Here is a 17,083-nt window from a genome sequence, read left to right as displayed (position 1 = left end):
CCCCCAGCCCCTCCCGCCTGCGGGAGGGGAGGAGTTTGCGGCGAGGTGCAGAGGTTATCCCAAGCCGCTCGCCAAGCCCGAACGCTTTCGATAGCGCGTACCGCTTGCCCAAAACACGCCCCTCCCGCAAGCGGGAGGGGATGGGGGAGGGAAAGCCACAGGCGATACACTCTGCGAGGCTCCCTACCCTCCCCACGGCGCCGTCCCGCTTGCGGGAGAGGGGCCCTAGATTATCCCGCCAAAGCCTTCTTCAGCAGGTCATTGACCACCGCCGGGTTCGCCTTGCCGCCCATCGCCTTCATCGTCTGACCGACGAAGAAGCCGAACAGTGCTTCCTTGCCCCCACGATACTGACCCAACTGGTTCGGATTCTTCTCCAGAACCTCGGCGATCACCGCCTCGATCGCGCCGGTGTCGCTGGTCTGCTTGAGGCCGCGTTCCTCGACGATTTTGGACGGACCGTCGCCCGTCTCCAGCATGATCTCGAACACCTGCTTCGACAGGCTTCCCGACAGCGTACCGTCCGCCACCAGCGCCAGCAGCTCCGCCGCCTGAGCAGGCGATACCGGGCTCTCGGTGATGTCCTTGCCCAGCCGATTGAGCGCGCCGAACAGCTCGGCCGCGACCCAGTTCGCCGCCTGGGCTGGCTTGGCGCTCGTACCCTCCAGTGCATCCAGCAGCCCGTCGAACCAGCGCGCCGTCTCGACTTCGGCGGTCAATACGCCCGCATTGTACGGGGTCAGGCCCAGCGCCTCATAGCGGCGACGCTTGGCGTCGGGCAGTTCGGGCAGGCTGGCGCGGCATTCGTCGAGGAACGCGTCGGTCAGCTCCAACGGCAGCAGGTCGGGATCGGGGAAGTAGCGGTAATCATGCGCATCTTCCTTCGACCGCATCGAGCGGGTGGTGCCGCTCTCGACGTTGAACAGGCGCGTTTCCTGGACGATCTTGCCACCGTCCTCCAGCACCGCGACCTGGCGCTTGGCCTCATATTCGATCGCGGCCATCACGAAGCGCACCGAGTTGACGTTCTTGGTCTCGGTGCGCGTGCCGAATTCGTCGCCGGGCTTGCGCACCGAGACGTTGACGTCGGCGCGCATCGATCCTTCTTCCATGTTGCCGTCGCAGCTACCCACGTACCGCAGGATCGCCCGCAGCTTGCGGAGATAAGCCCCTGCTTCGGCAGGCGAACGCATGTCGGGGCGGCTGACGATCTCCATCAGTGCCACGCCCGAGCGATTGAGGTCGACATAGGAGCGCGTCGGATGCTGGTCGTGCATCAGCTTGCCCGCATCCTGCTCGACATGGATACGCTCGACGCCGATCGACTTGGTCGGGCCGTCGGGGTTCTTCTCGTCCAGGCTGATCTCGATCGCGCCTTCACCCACCAGCGGGTGATAGAGCTGGCTGATCTGATAGCCCTGCGGCAGATCGGCGTAGAAGTAATTCTTCCGGTCGAAGCGCGACCACTTATTGATCTGCGCGTCGATCGCCATGCCGGTGCGCACCGCCTGGCGGATGCACTCCATGTTGGGCACAGGGAGCATGCCGGGCATCGCGGCATCGACCAGCGAGACCTGGGTATTGGGCTCCGCGCCGAACGCGGTCGCCGCGCCCGAGAACAGCTTGGCGTTGGTGGTGACCTGGGCATGGACTTCCAGGCCGATCACGACCTCCCATTCCCCCGTCGCGCCCTGGATGCGATATTCGCTCATGTTCGATCTCGATGATGAAGATAGTTGATCGCCGTCAGGACGGCGTTGCTGCCCAGCAGGGCCACGATCCAGCAGCTCGACAGGATGCGCAGGACGGACGTCTCGAAGCCGAGATGCCGCGCCTCCCGCAACCCGATATAGGCCGCGCCCGCCCCCAGCAGCAGGAACAGGATGCCCAGCCGCACCTCACCGCGCAGGATCACGCTGTTGCCCACGCACAGGCACAGGATGAACCCCGCCACGCCCAGGAAGAAGCGCGCCAGCGTGTGATGGTCGAAGGGCTGGCTTTCCATATGGCTCAGCGACACGCCGACATAGGCGCTGAGGATCGCCCCGAACGCGACGTTCAGGGCGCCCTGCGCCTCCCGCAACACCGCGATGTTGCGGGCCGAAAAGGCTCGGTCGCTTACCACCAGGCCTGCGGACGGGCGGTGAAGCCCGCGCGCTGCTCGATGGCGAGGCCAGCGTTCAGCACGCCCTGCTCGTCCAGCGGCTTGCCGATGATCTGAAGGCCGAGCGGCAGCCCGTCCTTGTCCAGACCGCCCGGCACCGACATGGCGGGGAGCCCGGCCAGCGAGGCGGGCACCGTGAACACGTCGTTGAGGTACATGGCCAGCGGATCGGCCTGCTTCTCGCCCAGCGCGAACGCCGCCGAGGGCGCGGTGGGGGTCAGCAGCACGTCGCATTGCTCGAACGCCCGCTCGAAATCGCGGGCGATCAGCGTGCGGACCTTCTGCGCCTGGGTGTAATAGGCGTCGTAGAAGCCCGCCGACAGGACGTAGGTGCCGATCAGGATGCGGCGCTTTACCTCGTCGCCGAACCCGGCGGCGCGGGTCGCGGCGTACATGTCCTGCAACCCCGCCCCTTCGGGCAGGTCGCGCAGGCCATAGCGCACGCCGTCATAGCGGGCGAGGTTGGACGACGCCTCAGCGGGCGCGATGATGTAGTACGCAGGCAGCGCGTACTTCGTGTGCGGCAGCGAGACCTCGACGATCTCTGCCCCTGCATCGCGCATCCAGTCGATGCCCTGTTGCCACAGCGCCTCGATCTCGGCGGGCATGCCGTCGACCCGGTATTCCTTGGGCACGCCGACCTTCTTGCCCTTCAGGTCGGTCGACAGCGCGGCTTCCCAGTTGGGCACATCGAGCTTCAGCGAGGTGGCGTCCTTGGCATCGAAGCCCGCCATCGCCTCCAGCATGATCGCGCAGTCGCGGACGTCGCGCGCCATCGGCCCCGCCTGGTCGAGCGAGGAGGCAAACGCGATCGTGCCCCAGCGCGAGCAGCGGCCATAGGTCGGCTTGATGCCCGAAATGCCGGTAAAGGCGGCGGGCTGGCGGATCGAGCCGCCGGTGTCGGTGCCGGTCGCACCGGGCGCCAGACCTGCCGACACCGCCGTCGACGACCCACCCGACGACCCGCCGGGGGCGAGCGGAGCGGTATCGTTCGGACGACGCCAGGGCGAGATGACGTGGCCGAACGCGCTGGTCTCGTTGGACGAGCCCATGGCGAACTGGTCGAGGTTCAACTTGCCGAGCATGCCCGCGCCCGCGTTCCACAGATTCTGCGAAACCGTCGACTCATAGGGCGGCACGAAGCCTTCGAGGATCTTGCTGGCGGCGGTGGTCGCGACGCCCTTGGTCGCGAACAGGTCCTTCATGCCGATCGGCACACCGGCCAGCGGCTTGAGCGTCTCGCCAGCGGCGCGCGCGGCATCGGCCGCATCGGCGGCGGCGAGCGCATGTTCCGGGGTCTTGACCAGGAAGGCGTTGAGCGCGTCGGCGCCCGCGACCTTCGCGTTGAAAGCCTCGGCGACTTCGCGCGCCTTGAACTGGCCGTCGCGCACGCCGTCACGGATGGCGGCGATGCCGAGTGTGGTGAGATCAGTCATTATTCGATCACTTTCGGCACCGTGAAGAAGCCATGTTCGGCCTGCGGCGCATTCTGCATGAGGAGGTCGCGGATGCCGCCGTCATTGACGACGTCGTCACGCAGGCGAAGCTGGTTCGGGATCACCGCGGTCATCGGCTCGACCCCTTGGGTATCGACCTCACCCAGTTGCTCGATCCAGCCCAGGATGTTCCCAAGCTCGGGGGCGAGGCGCGTCGCGTCCTCCTCGGTGATCGCGATGCGGGCAAGGCTCGCGATCTTCTTCACGGTTGCGGTATCTACGGACATGGATTTGCGGCTAGCATCGCCGCGCGGCTTCGCGCAACGCTTTTGCCGCCTCGGCGATTGCAATGGGGACAAGTGGGGCATCATGGATAGCAATTGCGGGCCGTCCAGTCTTGCTGCACCGCACAACGGAGTGATGATTTGGCGCGCAAATTCCTCTATGTCGTGGCGACGCTCATCGTGCTGACGATCGCGGCGGCCTTTGCCTATCGCATGTTCGGTAACCAGCTGCTCCGCTGGTCCACCGTCCCCTCCGAGTCGTTCCAGGCGCAGGCGGCCCCGCCAGCGGAAATCTACAAGCGGCGAGTGATGTGGCTGGCGCAGCCCGACATTCCGAACAATCCCGCCTTGTGGACGCCCACCGGCTATACTCCCGGCCAGCCCGGTCAGGGCGCGGCGGTGTTCTTCATCCACCCGACCTCCTACATCAACAAGGCGCACTGGAACGCGCCGATCGACGATCCCGAGACGAACGCCCGCGCCGAGCTGTTCCTGCGTGGACAGGCGAGCGCGTTCAACGAAGCGGGCGACATCTGGGCACCGCGCTATCGCCAGGCGACCTTCGGTGCGTTCCTGACCAGCGTGGCGGATGCCGAGCAGGCGCTCGACCTCGCCTACCGCGACGTGGACGCGGCCTTCACCGCCTTTCTGGAACAGGTCGATCCCAACCGCCCGCTGATCCTCGCCGGGCACAGCCAGGGCGCGCTGCACCTGTCGCGCCTGCTGACCGACCGGGTGGCGAAGGCCCCCGCGCTCAAGCGGCGGATCGTGGCGGCCTATGTCGTCGGCTGGCCGATCTCGATGACCGCCGACCTGCCCGCCATGGGCCTGCCGGCGTGCGAGAAGCCCGACCAGACCGGCTGTATCCTCAGCTGGCAGAGCTTCGGCGAGCCCGCCGACCCGTCGCTGATCCTCGACGTATTCGACAAGACCAACGGCTATACGGGCGCGTCCCGTAAGGACACCGCGATGTTGTGCACCAACCCGCTGACCGGCGCGCCCGGCGGCGCAGCGCCCGCCACCGCCAATCTGGGTACGCTCTACCCGTCCGCCGACCTGAAGACCGCCGCCATCGCGGCGGGCAAGGTCCCCGCCAAGTGTGAGGGGCGCGGCATCCTGACCATCGGCGAGGGACCGAGCGTCGGCCCCTATGTGCTGCCGGGCAACAATTACCACGTCTATGACTATAGCCTGTTCTGGGCAAATGTCCGCGCCGATGCGGAACGCCGTTTGAAAGCCTTTCGATGAGCCTGATCACCACCGACCGTAGTGCATTCCGCGCCGCCCTCCCCTCCGGCGGGCGGCTGATCGGGCTGGACGTCGGCACCAAGACGGTGGGCACCGCCTTGTGCGACGCCGGATGGAGCTTCGCCAGCCCCGCCACCCTGATCCGCCGGACCAAGTTCACCAAGGACAAGGAACAGCTGATCGCGATGATCGCGCAGCAGGGGGTGCAGGGCCTGGTCATCGGCCTGCCGCTGAACCTCGACGGCAGCGAAAGCCCGCGCTCGCAATCGACCCGCAGCTTCGCCCGCAACTGCGCCGATCTGGGCCCGATCCTGCTGTGGGACGAACGCTGGTCGACCGTCGCGGTCGAACGCACGATGATCGAACAGGATATGAGCCGCGCGAAGCGGGCCGAGCGGATCGACAATCTGGCCGCCGCGCATATCCTGCAGGCCGCGATCGATGCTCTGGTGATGGCGTAGGGAATCCCCCTTCCCTCCACGCTTGTCGCCGAACGGCCGGTGAGGCAGACCTGACCGCGCATGATTTCGGACCAGCCCGCCGCGTCGCCACCGCGCTCCCGCCTCTGGAGCGGGACGTCCCCGTGGATTGGCGCGATGCTGGCGCTCGTCCTCGCTGCGCTGGTCAGCGCCATGGTCGCCGCGATGCGGTTGCGCGGCCCCTGGTATGACGAGTTCTATACGCTCTATGTCACCCGGCCGGGCGTTCCGCTGCCCTACGCTTTCAGCCGCTGGCTGGCCGACAATCATCCGCCGCTCTTCTACGCGCTGGCTCGCGCGACCAGTTGGCTGGGGGCAACGGTCGAGGAGCGGCGGTGGGTCAATCTGTTCGTCCTGCTCGCCGCGACCGTCCAGCTCGCATGGTGGCTGATCCCGTATCCGCTGCGGCGGCTCGGCTGGGTCTTCGCGGTCGGCCTTGCCAGCGCCTGGCCTGCGATCGATCGGGCGGCCGAGTTGCGCTCCAATTATCTGGCTTTCGCATCCGCCGCGGTGGCGGTCGCTGCCCTGATCGCGTTCGACCGGGGCCACCGGACCCATCGCCGGGCGGCATGGGCCATGCTGACCTTCGCCCTCCTCATCGCGTTCAACGTGCATCTGGCGGCGAGCATCGTCGTCGGGTCGCTGGCCGCCGCCATGATTATGCGCCGCCTGCTGGCCCGTGACGGGCATGGTGCGTTCCACTTGTTCGCGGCGGCGGCGCTGGCGGCAGTTCCGATGCTGGTCCACCTGCTCTGGTCGTTCGGACAGATCGAAGCCAATACGCGCAGCTTCTGGATACCCGGTGGTCTCGACGCCGCGCGCTGGGCTATCGAGATCGAGGTGCTGGGCAGCCTGACCGCCAATCCGGCGGTGACGGTCCTGGCGACGATCGGCTTTGCGATGCTGGCCTGGCGGAGCTGGCGCGACCGCCGCCTTACCGATCATGCCGATCTCGCGCTGACGCTGGCGGTCGGGCTGGGGATTGCCGTTATCCTGATGGTCGCGATCCATCTGTGGCGGCCCTTCATTATCGGTCGCTATCTGGTCACGCTCCATCCGCCCATTGCGATGATCCTGGCGCTGGGCGTCACCGCGCTGCTCGACCGGGCGCGGCCGGTGGTCGTGGTCCTGCTGTCGGCGGCGATGACCCTGGCCGCGATGGTGGCGATCCGTGAAAATCTGGCCCGGACCGTGGCGCAACCCAGCTGGTACGGCACCGGCAGCACCATCGCCGCGATCCGGCGCGCCTGCCCCACCACCCACATCCATGTCCATGCGGCAGGCAACAGCATCGCCATGGCGGCCCCGCCGGTCGAGAATCGCGTCGTCTTCCCCTTCGCCTACCGGATCGTCGCGGCGCATTTCGGCTTTCCGATGGCCAGCGGTCACGACATGGCAAGCGACTGTCCCACCCTGTTCTGGACCGAACATGCGGCGGGTCAGCCGGTTACGGTCGACGGCCTGACGGCGGAACTGCGCGCGCAAGGCTTCCCCATCGGCCGGGCGCGATTGCGGCGCATCGGCTATGGCTATGTGCTGGAGGCATGGCCGATGCCCACAGGAGCCTTGCCGAATGCTGTCCCGGCCGCTACCCGGCGGCTTTAATGCAGACCTCGGATCATCGCCCCGGCACGCTCATTCAGGGTGGTGCCGTTTTCCCGCACCGGCATCTGACCGGAATCGACGGCCTTCAACCGCATGAGATCATGTTCCTGCTCGACGAGGCGGAACATTGGCTCGATCGCGGCGCGACCGATACGCCCGACACGCGGCTGGCGGGCCTGACCCAGATCAACGCGTTCTTCGAGAACTCGACCCGGACGCTCCTGTCCTTCGAGATTGCGGGCAAGCGGCTGGGTGCCGACGTGGTCAACATGCACGCCGCCCAATCGAGCGTGAAAAAGGGCGAGACGCTGATCGACACGGCGATGACGCTGAACGCGATGCGCGCCGATGTCATCGTGATCCGCCACATGGCGAGCGGTGCGGTTCGCCTGATCGCCGACAAGGTCGACTGCCCGGTCCTGAACGCAGGCGACGGACGGCACGAGCATCCCACGCAGGCCTTGCTGGACATGCTGACCATCCGCCGCCGCCGGGGCAGCGTGGCGGGGCAGAAGGTCGTGATCTGCGGAGACATCCTGCACAGCCGGGTCGCACGCTCGGACATCCTCGCCCTCACCGCGCTGGCCGCCGAGGTGCGGGTCTGCGCGCCCTCGACGCTGATGCCCAAGGGGATCGAGCGGATGTTCGTCACCCCCTTCACCGACTTCGACGAAGCGATCGAGGACGCCGATGTCGTCATGATGCTGCGCGTCCAGAACGAGCGGATGGCGGGTGGATACATTCCCTCCACCCGCGAATACCGGATGCGCTACGGCCTGACTGCCGAGCGCCTGAAACGCGCCAAGCCCGGCGCGCTGGTCATGCACCCAGGTCCGATGAACCGGGGGGTCGAGATCGACTCGGAGGTAGCCGACGGCCCGCAATCGGCAATCACCGAGCAAGTGGCGATGGGCGTTGCGGTGCGCATGGCGTGCCTGGATGTGCTGACCCGCCGCGCCCGCAAGCTGGAGGGCTGGGCATGAGCATCACCGCCTTCACCAATGCCGTCCTGATCTGCCCGGTGGGTGGCGAGACTCGCGGCCAGACGCTGCTGGTCGAAAATGGCGTCGTCACCGGCATGGGCGATGCGCCGGAAGGCGCGACGGTCGTGGACTGCGGCGGCAAGCTGCTCGCCCCCGGTATCGTCGACCTGGGCGTGTTCAAGGTCGACCATGCGGCCTTCCGCGCAGGCGGCATCGTGCGCATCGGCCTGATGCCCGATCAGTCACCCGTACTCGACGATCCCGGCGTGGTGCAGCGCGCCGCGCTGATCGGGCGGCCGGACCTGTGGATTCACCCCATTGCGGCGGCGACCCGTTCGCTCGCGGGGACCGATCTCGCCGAAATGGCGGTGTGCGTTTCGGCAGGCGCGAAGGCGGTCGGCACCGGGCGCGGCTGGATCGCCGATTCGGGCGTGATGCACCGGGTGCTCGCCTATGCGGGCGATCTGGGCCTGACCGTCATTTCCCATGCCGAAGACGGCGGTCTCACGGCCGATGCAGTCGCGACCGAGGGCGAGACGGCCAGCCGCCTGGGCCTGCCCTCGGCCCCCGCCATCGCCGAATCGCTCGCCATCGCGCGCGACCTGATGCTGGCGGAGGAGACGGGCGCGAGGCTGCACATCCGGCAGGTGACGACCGCTTCGGGCTTCGACCTGATCCGCGCGGCCAAGCGGCGCGGCGTGAAGGTGACGTGCGGCATCACGCCCGCGCATCTCCACCTGTCCGACATCGCGGTCACCGATTTCCGCACCTATGCCCGGCTCTCCCCCCCCTTGCGCGACGAGAGCGATCGGCAGGCGGCGCTGGCGGCCGTCGCGGACGGGACGGTCGACGTCATCGGCTCGGGCCATGACCCGCACGGGCCGGAGTCCAAGCGCCTGCCCTTCGTCGATGCCGAGGCGGGCATGGCGGGGGCCGAGACGCTCCTTCCGCTGGCGCTGATGCTGGTCCGCGACGAGCGGATCACCCTGCCCCGCCTGTTTGCCCTGCTGGCGACCAACCCGGCCAAGATTCTCAGCCTCGACACCGGCACGCTGGAGCCGGGCAAGCCCGCCGACCTGATGCTGTTCGACGCGGAGACGCCGTGGATGGTGTCGGGCGACGCCTTTGCCTCGGCGGGCAATACGCCGTTCGACGGCTTCCCGGTCCAGGGTCGCACCCTGCGGCTGTGGAAGGCCGGGCGAGAGATCGCCTGACCCGCGCGATGGGGCTGGCATCGGGGCCGTCGCTGTTCCAGCATAGGCTGTGACACCGCGCACCCATCCCGATACCGCCCCGCCGAGCGGCCGCTCCTATGCTTGGCCGCTGCTATTGCTGCTGGTCGCGGCGCTGATCCCCTTCTGGGTCGCGCCGTTGCCGGTGATGACCGACCTGTACGGGCATATCGGCCGTTACGCGGTGATGCTGCGCGGCCAGCATTCGGCCTGGCTGTCGGCTTATTACGACTTCCACTGGCATCTGGTCGGCAATCTGGGCGGCGACCTGATCGCATGGGGCCTGGGCCCTTGGACTGGCGCGCAAGGCGCCGGGATCATCGCCGCCGCGCTGATGCCGGTGCTGGGAATTGCCGGCGTGGCAGCGGTCAGTCGGGCGCTGCACGGTCGTATCCAGCCTTCCGCGCTGGCCGCCGCGATCTTCGTGCTGGGCAATCCCTTCCACTTCGGCTTCGTCAATTATGGGCTGGCCATCGGCCTCGCCTTTCTGAGTTTCGCCGCCTGGATCAGGCTGCGCGAGGGGCCATTGTGGCGACTGCTGATCGTGGTGACGCCATTGGCGTTCGTCACCTGGCTGGCCCATGCCATGGGGTGGGTCGTGCTGGTCACGCTCGTCGCCGGGTATGAGGGCGAACGCTGGGCGCGCGAGCGGCACTGGCGGAGCGTGGCGGCATCGATTCCGCCCGGCCTCGCCCTGCTGCCGCCGTTGCTGCTGACCCTGGCCTGGAGCGGGGGAAGCGGCAGTGCCATCGGGCTGTATCAGGACCATCTGCTGATGCGAAAGCTGATGGGCTGGGTCGCGTTGTTGCGCGGTGGATCGCCGGTGATCGATATCGGCACGCCGATCATCCTGGGGCTGGTCGTCGCCGCGCTCTGGTGGCGGGGGTCGGTGAAGGTCGACGGACGGATGGGCCTGGGGGCGGCGCTGCTGGCGCTGCTGTGCCTCGTCATGCCGACCACGCTGATGGGCAGTTGGGCCGCCGACGAACGACTGGTGCCGGTGGCGGTGATGGCCGCGCTCGTGTCGCTCCGCTCGACTGAACGCGCGCGGGACGGACAGGTGCTGGCGGCGATCGCCATCGCACTGTTCCTGCTCCGCTGCGGCGAGATGGGTGTGCGCTGGCATCGTGAAGGCATGCGCTATGAAGCCGCGCTTAAGGCCCTGGATATCGTACCCATGGGTGCGCGCATCCATGCCGTCACGCTAACCGATGGCTGCCATGCGGGCTGGACGACGCAAGCCTGGTCGCATCTGCCCGATCTGGCGATCGACCGGCGCGAGGCGCTGGTGAACAGCCAGTGGCGGGTGCTGGGCGCGCCGCTGCTCCGCGTCCGTTATCCGCTGCCCCCGGAGATCAGCAACGATCCATCCGAACAGATACCCGCCTGGGGCTGCGGCAAGGTCGATCTAGGGGCGCTGCATCGGCGCATCGCGATCCTGCCGCGCGGACGGATCGATTATCTCTGGGTGCTGGACCGACGTGGGCTGGGGCCGCTCTGGCCCGGTCATCGGCCGATCTATGCGACCTTCGACACCGCGCTCTACCGGGTCGGGCCCTGACAGCAAAACGGCCGGGACATGCCCGGCCGTTCCGAAATCCGCTTAGCCGCGACGCGGGCCGCGCGGTGCGCCGCCCGTGGGGCGCGGCGCATAACGACGCGGGCCGCCGGGGCCGCTCGGGCGACCGCCGCCACCGGGGCGGCCACCGCCACCCGGACCACGACGCGCGCCACCGCTGGGCGCACCACCGGCGGGCGGACCATCGGCCTGCTCGATGGCGATATCGTCCTCGGCCTGATCCGCCTCGGTCCGCTTGAGCGCGGCGATGAAGCGCGAAGCCAGCGCGGTCGGCACCTCGAACAGCGTCTCGGTCGGCTGGATGCGGATTGCGCCGATCTCGTTGCGGGTGATGTGCCCGCGACGGCAGATCAGCGGCAGCAGCCAACGCGGATCGGCATTCTGGCGGCGACCGACATTCATGCGGAACCAGACCGTATCGTCAAAGCCTTCGCGACGCTCGCGCGGCGGCGGCGCATCCCCCTCGACCAGTTCCTCGGCCTGGGGCAGCGCGGCGCGGTGCGCGCGGACCAGCGCGGCGGCGATGTCCTCAGGCGACTTCTCGGCGAGCAGGCGGGTGGCCAGCTCACGATCGCCTTCGTCCACTTCGACCGGCGCGAGCAGCGCGGTCAGCAGACGCTCACGGTCCTGCTCGCGGATTTCCTCCAGCGTCGGCGCGCGGCGCCATTCGGCGTCGATGCGGGCGCCGCGAAGCATGCCCTCGACCCGGCGACGGCGCGGATAGGGCACGATCAGGATCGCGGTGCCCTTGCGGCCCGCACGACCGGTACGGCCCGAACGGTGCTGAAGCGCTTCGGCATCGCGGGGGATTTCGACATGGATGACCAGCGTCAGGCCGGGAAGGTCGATACCGCGCGCGGCGACGTCGGTCGCGACGCAGACGCGCGCACGGCCGTCCCGAAGTGCCTGGAGCGCATGGTTACGCTCGTTCTGCGAATGCTCACCCGACAACGCCACCGCCGAGAAGCCGCGCTCGACCAGGCTCGCGTGCAGGTGACGGACATTGTCGCGGGTGGCGCAGAACAGGATCGCGACCTCCGCCTCGTGCAGGCGCAACAGGTTGACCACCGCCGCCTCGATATCGGCGGGAGCGACCGTCACCGCCTGATAGGCGATGTCGGCATGACCCTTGTCCTCGCTGATCGTCTCGATCCGCTTGGCATTGGTCTGGTAACGCTTGGCGAGCTGCACGATCGGGCGCGGCATGGTCGCCGAGAACAGGAGCGTACGGCGCTCGGACGGGGTACCGTCGAGGATCTGCTCCAGGTCCTCGCGGAAACCCATATCGAGCATCTCGTCCGCCTCGTCGAGGACGACGAACTTCAGCGACGACAGGTCGAGCGCGCCGCGTTCCAGATGGTCGCGCAGACGGCCCGGCGTGCCGACGACGATGTGCGTGCCATGGCTGAGCGCCCGACGCTCGCGCGAGGCGTCCATGCCGCCGACGCAGGTCGCGATGCGCGCACGCGCCCCGGCATAAAGCCATTCCAGCTCGCGGCTGACCTGCAGCGCCAGCTCGCGCGTCGGCGCGATGACCAGCGCCATCGGTGCGCCCGGCTGCGGCAGGTGATCGCCACCGTTCAGCAGCTCGCTCGCCATGGCGAGGCCAAAGGCGACGGTCTTGCCCGAGCCGGTCTGCGCGGACACGATCAGGTCGCGGCCCTGCGCATCATCCTCGATAACGGCGGCCTGGACGGGGGTCGGCGCGGTATAGCCACGCGCGGAAAGGGCAGCCGACAGGACCGGCGGCAAAGCAGAAAAAGGCATGGGGACTCCAACAGAAAAAGGAGCGCGTACCGCCGAACCAAGGGACCCATCCCTCTCGGTTGGCGGATACACCCATGCGGCACGGGTGAATATTGGCGTTCCGTGAAAGCGTGACCCTATACACGATTGCATTGAAAACTCAAGCGCCCGCCGACGGTGCTTGCGACGAAGCGTTGCGCCCGTCATGGAGCTTGGCCATGACCTGGAACGTTCAGCCCCGATGAGTGTCGCCTTCCGCCGCGAATCCGACGAGGAACATCTCGAACCCAAGTTCGAGCTGCCGATTCCACCCGGGCCCAATCTGGTCACGGCCCGCGGGCTCGAGCTGACCCGCGCGAAAGTGACGGAGGTTGAGGCCGCCGTCGCCGCCGCGACCGAGGAAGAGGAACGCACCCGCCTCCAGCGCGAACTGCGTTATTGGAATACCCGCGCCGCCACCGCCGAGATCGCCCCTACGCCCGCCGAGGATGAGGTCGGCATCGGCAGTGTGGTGACGATCCGCCTCAACGGCCAGACCAGAACGCTGACCATCGTCGGCCATGACGAAGCCGACCCCGCCCATGACCGCATCGCCTATGCTGCACCGCTCGCCCGCGCCCTGATGGGTGCGATGTCGGGAGAGATGGTGGCGTTCGGGGGCAAGGCGGATGCCGTGGAAATTTTAGAGGTCGATTAAAACCCACCTTCTTCCTTCTTCCTCCCCTCCCGCAAGCGGGAGGGGATCGAGGGGAGGGAAAGGCGCCTCGCAGAGACTACACGCTTGTGGCAAAACCCTCCCCCATCCCCTCCCGCATGCGGGAGGGGCGTGCCAAGAACAACCGTATATCCTCCTCTCCTATTTCCCCCTAAACCCCCATCATGCAGCAATATGACGCAATCATCCTCGGCGCAGGGGCGGCGGGGCTCATGGCGGCGGCGACCGCCGGGCAGCGGGGGCGGCGCGTCCTGGTCGTCGACCATGCCGATGCGCCGGGGAAGAAAATCCTCATCTCGGGCGGCGGGCGGTGCAACTTCACCAATGTCGGCACCGCGCCCGATCGCTTCCTGTCGGCCAACCCGCATTTCGCCAAATCGGCGCTGGGCCGCTACACGCCCGCCGATTTTCTGGCGCTGGTCGAGGCGCATGGCATCGCTTGGCACGAAAAGACGCTGGGCCAGCTGTTCTGCGACGGCTCTGCGCGGCAGATCGTCGCGATGCTGCTCGACGAATGCGACAAGGCCGTCCGGTCGGGCGGATCGGTCGACATCGCGCTGGGCCAGTCGATCGAAAGCGTCACCCATGACGGCACCCAGTTCCACGTCACGCGGGGCGGCAAGGCCTTTGCCACCCCGCGGCTGATCGTCGCGACCGGCGGGCCGAGCATCCCGAAAATGGGTGCGACCGGTTATGCCTATGACCTGGCCCGGCAGTTCGGCTTGAAGGTCGTCGAGCCGCGCCCTGCCCTCGTGCCCCTGACCCTCGGCGGCGAGGAGACGCTGTTCCGCTCACTGTCGGGCGTCGCGTCCGAGGTCGTCGCGCGGGCGGGCAAGACCCGGTTTCGTGAGGCGGCGCTGTTTACCCATCGCGGCCTGTCCGGCCCGGCGATCCTGCAAGTGTCGTCCTATTGGCGGCATGGCGAGGCGATCGGGATCGACTTCCTGCCCGATTGCGATGACGACTGGCTGCTCGCGGCCAAACGCGCCGCCCCGCGCACCAGCCCCAGGCGCACGCTGGCGCAGCATCTGCCCGACCGGCTGGCCGAGACGCTGGCCGAACGGCTGGCGCTGCCCGCCGAACTGGGCGCGGCGACCGACAAGGCGCTGGCGGCGGCACAAGGACGGCTGGCCGACTGGCCGTTCCACCCCAATGGCAGCGAAGGCTATGCCAAGGCCGAAGTGACGGTCGGCGGCGTATCCACCGCCGGGCTGTCGTCCCGGACGATGGAGGCGAAGGCGGTGCCCGGCCTGCATTTCGTCGGCGAGGCGGTGGACGTCACCGGCTGGCTGGGCGGCTATAACTTTCAATGGGCCTGGGCGAGCGGCCGCGCGGCGGGCGAGGCCGTCTGATCCCCAAGGCCTGAAAGCGTCAGAGCGACGCCATGCCGACCCCGGGCCGCGCCCAATAGGCCATGCGGTCGTCGGCCTGGCGGCGCACGAAGCACGCCCCCCCCGCGCCGCGATAACGGCGGCACAGCGTGTCCGCATCGGTGCGGGTGAGATTGCCGACCGACAGACGATAGAGATTGCCGCCCGGACGGCGGATCGTACCGCTCTGCGGCGCATAGTCCGACAGACCGGCGAAGCGCCGGGTCAGCAACGCCCATGCCTTTTGCGCGCCATCCTCCTTGCCGAACGCGCCGATCTGCACGTTCCAGTCGCCCTTGGGCCGGAGGGTCTTGCGGCGTTCCTCGGCCCGGCGCAGCAGTGCGGGCGTGGTGACCAGGCCCGCCGCCATGCGCCGCACCCGAGCCTCTTGGGTCTGCGTTGCCAAAGGCTGCGGGGCCAGCGGCTGGACGACCTCCTGCCGCGCGGCATACAGGATGCGCGCCGCCGATGAGTCTTCCACCGCAGGCGGCGCGGCCGGTGCCTCGGCCATTTGGGCTGGGATCTTGTCGATAGCGACGGGAGCCGCCGGTTGCGGCAGCGCCTGGACCATGTCCTGCACTACGGCCGCAGACGGCGCGGCATTCAGCGCCAACACCAATGGCTGGCCCCGGTCCGATGCCGGGCGCACTCCGAGCAGCGAGGCGACCTGATCGGCCGGGCTGGTCGTAGCGACGAAGGAGGCCCATTCCTGCATCCGCGCCTCGACATCGGCCGGGGCCATGTCGGCCGACGCCGCCATGCGCGCCATGTCCCACTGCCCGGCCAGCGCCAGCGACAGCGCCAGATTCTGCCGGGTCTTGACGCTCGCCCCCTGTTCACGCGCCGCCGCCGTCAGGATGCGGACACCCTCGGCCGGATCGCCCGACAGCGACAGGGCCAGGCCCAGATCGGCGGCGGGAATTGCGCCCGCGTGACGCTGCAACAATGCCCGTGCGCCTTGCCCATAGCCGCCAGCGATCATCGCCAGGGCGAGGTTGAGCGCGGAACGGCCATCCTGGGGATCGAGCTGCAACGCATCGGTAAAGGCCTGTCGCGCCGAGGCGAAGCGCCCCGCCTGCAAATAGCCCTGGCCCAGCAGCGCGCGATAGGCCGCCTGATGCGGGTCCGCCGCGACCAGCCGCTCGGCCAGCGCCACCGCGCCGTCGCCGTCACGCTGCGCCAGGACGCGCCTGGTCTGGTCGGCGAGCGCGGCGGTGGCGCGCGCCTCTGCCGCCGGGCCTGTCGCCTCGCCCAGTTGCGCGGTGCGGTGGCCGCTCACGGTGCACCCCGCGATCAGCGCGCCGACGCTGCAGGTCAGGAGAGTGCGGATCGTCGTCATAGGGGTCATCCGTCTGGAGCCTGGGGGCACAGGGCGTCTGCCGATGCGCCGCTGTCCCGGCGCACGACGAAGGGTCCGGTCGCGCGCAGGCGGACCGATGCCGGACGTCGTGGTGAGCAGGACAGTGCGTACATGACCCCATTTCCCCGATGGGAGCCGACGCTAGGGCCCAAGCGTCTAACGAACGGTAAACACGGCAACTGTCCGCTTTACCCGCGACCGGGGGCGGGGCATGGATGGACGATATCCTATTGGGGGACGGACGAAGATGATGCGCAGATTCCCGGTCATCGGTGCAGGCATGATCGCCATGGCCATCGGTCTGGCCGCCGGTCCGGCGATGGCCGATGTGAAGGCGGGCACCGATGCCTGGGCACAGGGCGATTTCCGCAAGGCGGTGGAGGAATGGCGCGGCCCCGCCGTGGCGGGCGATCCCGATGCGCAGTTCAACCTCGCCCAGGCTTACAAGCTGGGCCGCGGTGTTCCCCTCGACCCCGCGCTCGCCGAAAGCTGGTTCCGCAAGGCCGCGATCCAGGGGCATATCCCCGCCTCCGACAATTACGGCTTGGCGCTGTTCCAGGCCGGCAAGAAGGCCGAAGCCGCACCCTGGCTGGAGAAGTCGGTGGCGCGGGGCGAACCGCGGGCGCAGCTGGTGCTGGGCACGATGCTGTTCAACGGCGACGGCGTGCCGCGCGACTATCCGCGTGCCTATGCGCTGATGTCGCTGGCGTCGCAGGCGGGGCTGCAATCGGCGTCGCAGACGCTGACCCAGATGGACCAGTACATTACCCCGCCCGATCGCGAGGCGGGCACGAAGCTGGCCCAGCAATATCGCGCCCAGCTCGCCACCCGACCGCTGACGGCCGCCGCCGGACCGACGCGGGTGATGGTGGGGGCCGAGCC

Annotated in this window: 15 protein-coding genes; 9 read left to right on the top strand and 6 right to left on the bottom strand. The window is 68.4% G+C overall.

Annotation, left to right across the window (positions count from 1 at the left end):
- Positions 1-230: 230 nt before the first annotated feature.
- The 4 genes from gatB to gatC are packed head-to-tail and all read right to left on the bottom strand — an operon-like array spanning position 231 to position 3,887.
- The gene (gene gatB / locus SB4_RS13040) at positions 231-1,712 is read right to left on the bottom strand and encodes an Asp-tRNA(Asn)/Glu-tRNA(Gln) amidotransferase subunit GatB (protein ID WP_058752909.1); all 1,482 of its coding nucleotides are present in this window, start codon (positions 1,710-1,712) and stop codon (positions 231-233) included.
- Positions 1,709-2,125: a hypothetical protein gene (locus SB4_RS13035; RefSeq protein ID WP_170171408.1), complete on the bottom strand. Its 417-nt coding sequence runs from the start codon at positions 2,123-2,125 to the stop codon at positions 1,709-1,711. Before SB4_RS13035 ends, gatB begins: the two co-directional genes overlap by 4 nt.
- Positions 2,119-3,600 (bottom strand): Asp-tRNA(Asn)/Glu-tRNA(Gln) amidotransferase subunit GatA, encoded by a 1,482-nt coding sequence (gatA, locus tag SB4_RS13030; protein ID WP_058752908.1) that lies wholly within the window; start codon positions 3,598-3,600, stop codon positions 2,119-2,121. Before gatA ends, SB4_RS13035 begins: the two co-directional genes overlap by 7 nt.
- Positions 3,600-3,887 carry an Asp-tRNA(Asn)/Glu-tRNA(Gln) amidotransferase subunit GatC gene (gene gatC / locus SB4_RS13025; protein ID WP_037568622.1) on the bottom strand — a complete coding sequence of 96 codons (288 nt, stop codon included), beginning with the start codon at positions 3,885-3,887 and terminating at the stop codon, positions 3,600-3,602. The genes gatA and gatC overlap by 1 nt, the downstream gene beginning before the upstream one ends.
- 138 nt (positions 3,888-4,025) lie before the next feature.
- Here gatC and SB4_RS13020 point away from each other — a divergent pair, with 138 nt between their 5' ends.
- The 6 genes from SB4_RS13020 (at position 4,026) to SB4_RS12995 (ending at position 10,992) form a co-directional block, all read left to right on the top strand.
- Positions 4,026-5,132, top strand: coding sequence for a DUF3089 domain-containing protein (locus SB4_RS13020; RefSeq protein WP_058752907.1), 1,107 nt, complete (start codon positions 4,026-4,028; stop codon positions 5,130-5,132).
- Entirely contained in the window at positions 5,129-5,593 is a 465-nt protein-coding gene (gene ruvX / locus SB4_RS13015) for a Holliday junction resolvase RuvX (protein WP_193753815.1), read from the top strand. Before SB4_RS13020 ends, ruvX begins: the two co-directional genes overlap by 4 nt.
- Positions 5,594-5,728: 135 nt before the next feature.
- Positions 5,729-7,216 carry a hypothetical protein gene (locus SB4_RS13010; protein ID WP_058752906.1) on the top strand — a complete coding sequence of 496 codons (1,488 nt, stop codon included), beginning with the start codon at positions 5,729-5,731 and terminating at the stop codon, positions 7,214-7,216.
- A complete protein-coding gene (locus SB4_RS13005; RefSeq protein ID WP_007405051.1) occupies positions 7,216-8,199 on the top strand; it encodes an aspartate carbamoyltransferase catalytic subunit in 984 nt (327 codons plus the stop codon). Before SB4_RS13010 ends, SB4_RS13005 begins: the two co-directional genes overlap by 1 nt.
- Positions 8,196-9,413 (top strand): dihydroorotase, encoded by a 1,218-nt coding sequence (locus tag SB4_RS13000; RefSeq protein ID WP_058752905.1) that lies wholly within the window; start codon positions 8,196-8,198, stop codon positions 9,411-9,413. The genes SB4_RS13005 and SB4_RS13000 overlap by 4 nt, the downstream gene beginning before the upstream one ends.
- Positions 9,414-9,462: 49 nt before the next feature.
- Positions 9,463-10,992, top strand: coding sequence for a hypothetical protein (locus SB4_RS12995; protein ID WP_058752904.1), 1,530 nt, complete (start codon positions 9,463-9,465; stop codon positions 10,990-10,992).
- A gap of 42 nt (positions 10,993-11,034) precedes the next feature.
- On the opposite strand, the gene SB4_RS12990 is transcribed toward SB4_RS12995, so the two are convergent.
- A complete protein-coding gene (locus SB4_RS12990) occupies positions 11,035-12,777 on the bottom strand; it encodes a DEAD/DEAH box helicase (RefSeq protein ID WP_058752903.1) in 1,743 nt (580 codons plus the stop codon).
- Positions 12,778-12,997: 220 nt separating this feature from the next.
- Here SB4_RS12990 and SB4_RS12985 point away from each other — a divergent pair, with 220 nt between their 5' ends.
- Both SB4_RS12985 and SB4_RS12980 read left to right on the top strand, forming a co-directional pair.
- A complete protein-coding gene (locus SB4_RS12985; RefSeq protein ID WP_058752902.1) occupies positions 12,998-13,453 on the top strand; it encodes a GreA/GreB family elongation factor in 456 nt (151 codons plus the stop codon).
- A gap of 182 nt (positions 13,454-13,635) precedes the next feature.
- The gene (locus tag SB4_RS12980; protein WP_058752901.1) at positions 13,636-14,823 is read left to right on the top strand and encodes a BaiN/RdsA family NAD(P)/FAD-dependent oxidoreductase; all 1,188 of its coding nucleotides are present in this window, start codon (positions 13,636-13,638) and stop codon (positions 14,821-14,823) included.
- Positions 14,824-14,842: 19 nt separating this feature from the next.
- Here the strand turns inward: SB4_RS12980 and SB4_RS12975 are convergent, their stop codons facing one another.
- The gene (locus SB4_RS12975) at positions 14,843-16,180 is read right to left on the bottom strand and encodes an SPOR domain-containing protein (RefSeq protein ID WP_058752900.1); all 1,338 of its coding nucleotides are present in this window, start codon (positions 16,178-16,180) and stop codon (positions 14,843-14,845) included.
- Between the two features lie 268 nt (positions 16,181-16,448).
- Here SB4_RS12975 and SB4_RS12970 point away from each other — a divergent pair.
- On the top strand, positions 16,449-17,083 hold a 635-nt coding region (locus SB4_RS12970), incomplete at its 3' end, for a tetratricopeptide repeat protein (RefSeq protein WP_420893894.1).

Origin of the sequence: Sphingomonas sanguinis, assembly GCF_001476905.1 — a bacterium.
In the GTDB taxonomy this organism is placed as follows: Bacteria; Pseudomonadota; Alphaproteobacteria; order Sphingomonadales; family Sphingomonadaceae; genus Sphingomonas; species Sphingomonas sanguinis_B.
Note: the sequence above shows the minus strand (reverse complement) of the source record. Positions and strands in the feature narration are given on the sequence as shown.

Bases quoted from the DNA above. Each gene is read 5' to 3' on its own strand.
- gatB (WP_058752909.1), bottom strand. From the start codon at position 1,712: ATGAGCGAATATCGCATCCAGGGCGCGACGGGGGAATGGGAGGTCGTG.
- gatA (WP_058752908.1), bottom strand. From the start codon at position 3,600: ATGACTGATCTCACCACACTCGGCATCGCCGCCATCCGTGACGGCGTG.
- gatC (WP_037568622.1), bottom strand. From the start codon at position 3,887: ATGTCCGTAGATACCGCAACCGTGAAGAAGATCGCGAGCCTTGCCCGC.
- ruvX (WP_193753815.1), top strand. From the start codon at position 5,129: ATGAGCCTGATCACCACCGACCGTAGTGCATTCCGCGCCGCCCTCCCC.
- SB4_RS13010 (WP_058752906.1), top strand. From the start codon at position 5,729: ATGCTGGCGCTCGTCCTCGCTGCGCTGGTCAGCGCCATGGTCGCCGCG.
- SB4_RS13005 (WP_007405051.1), top strand. From the start codon at position 7,216: ATGCAGACCTCGGATCATCGCCCCGGCACGCTCATTCAGGGTGGTGCC.
- SB4_RS13000 (WP_058752905.1), top strand. From the start codon at position 8,196: ATGAGCATCACCGCCTTCACCAATGCCGTCCTGATCTGCCCGGTGGGT.
- SB4_RS12990 (WP_058752903.1), bottom strand. From the start codon at position 12,777: ATGCCTTTTTCTGCTTTGCCGCCGGTCCTGTCGGCTGCCCTTTCCGCG.
- SB4_RS12985 (WP_058752902.1), top strand. From the start codon at position 12,998: ATGAGTGTCGCCTTCCGCCGCGAATCCGACGAGGAACATCTCGAACCC.
- SB4_RS12980 (WP_058752901.1), top strand. From the start codon at position 13,636: ATGCAGCAATATGACGCAATCATCCTCGGCGCAGGGGCGGCGGGGCTC.
- SB4_RS12975 (WP_058752900.1), bottom strand. From the start codon at position 16,180: ATGACGACGATCCGCACTCTCCTGACCTGCAGCGTCGGCGCGCTGATC.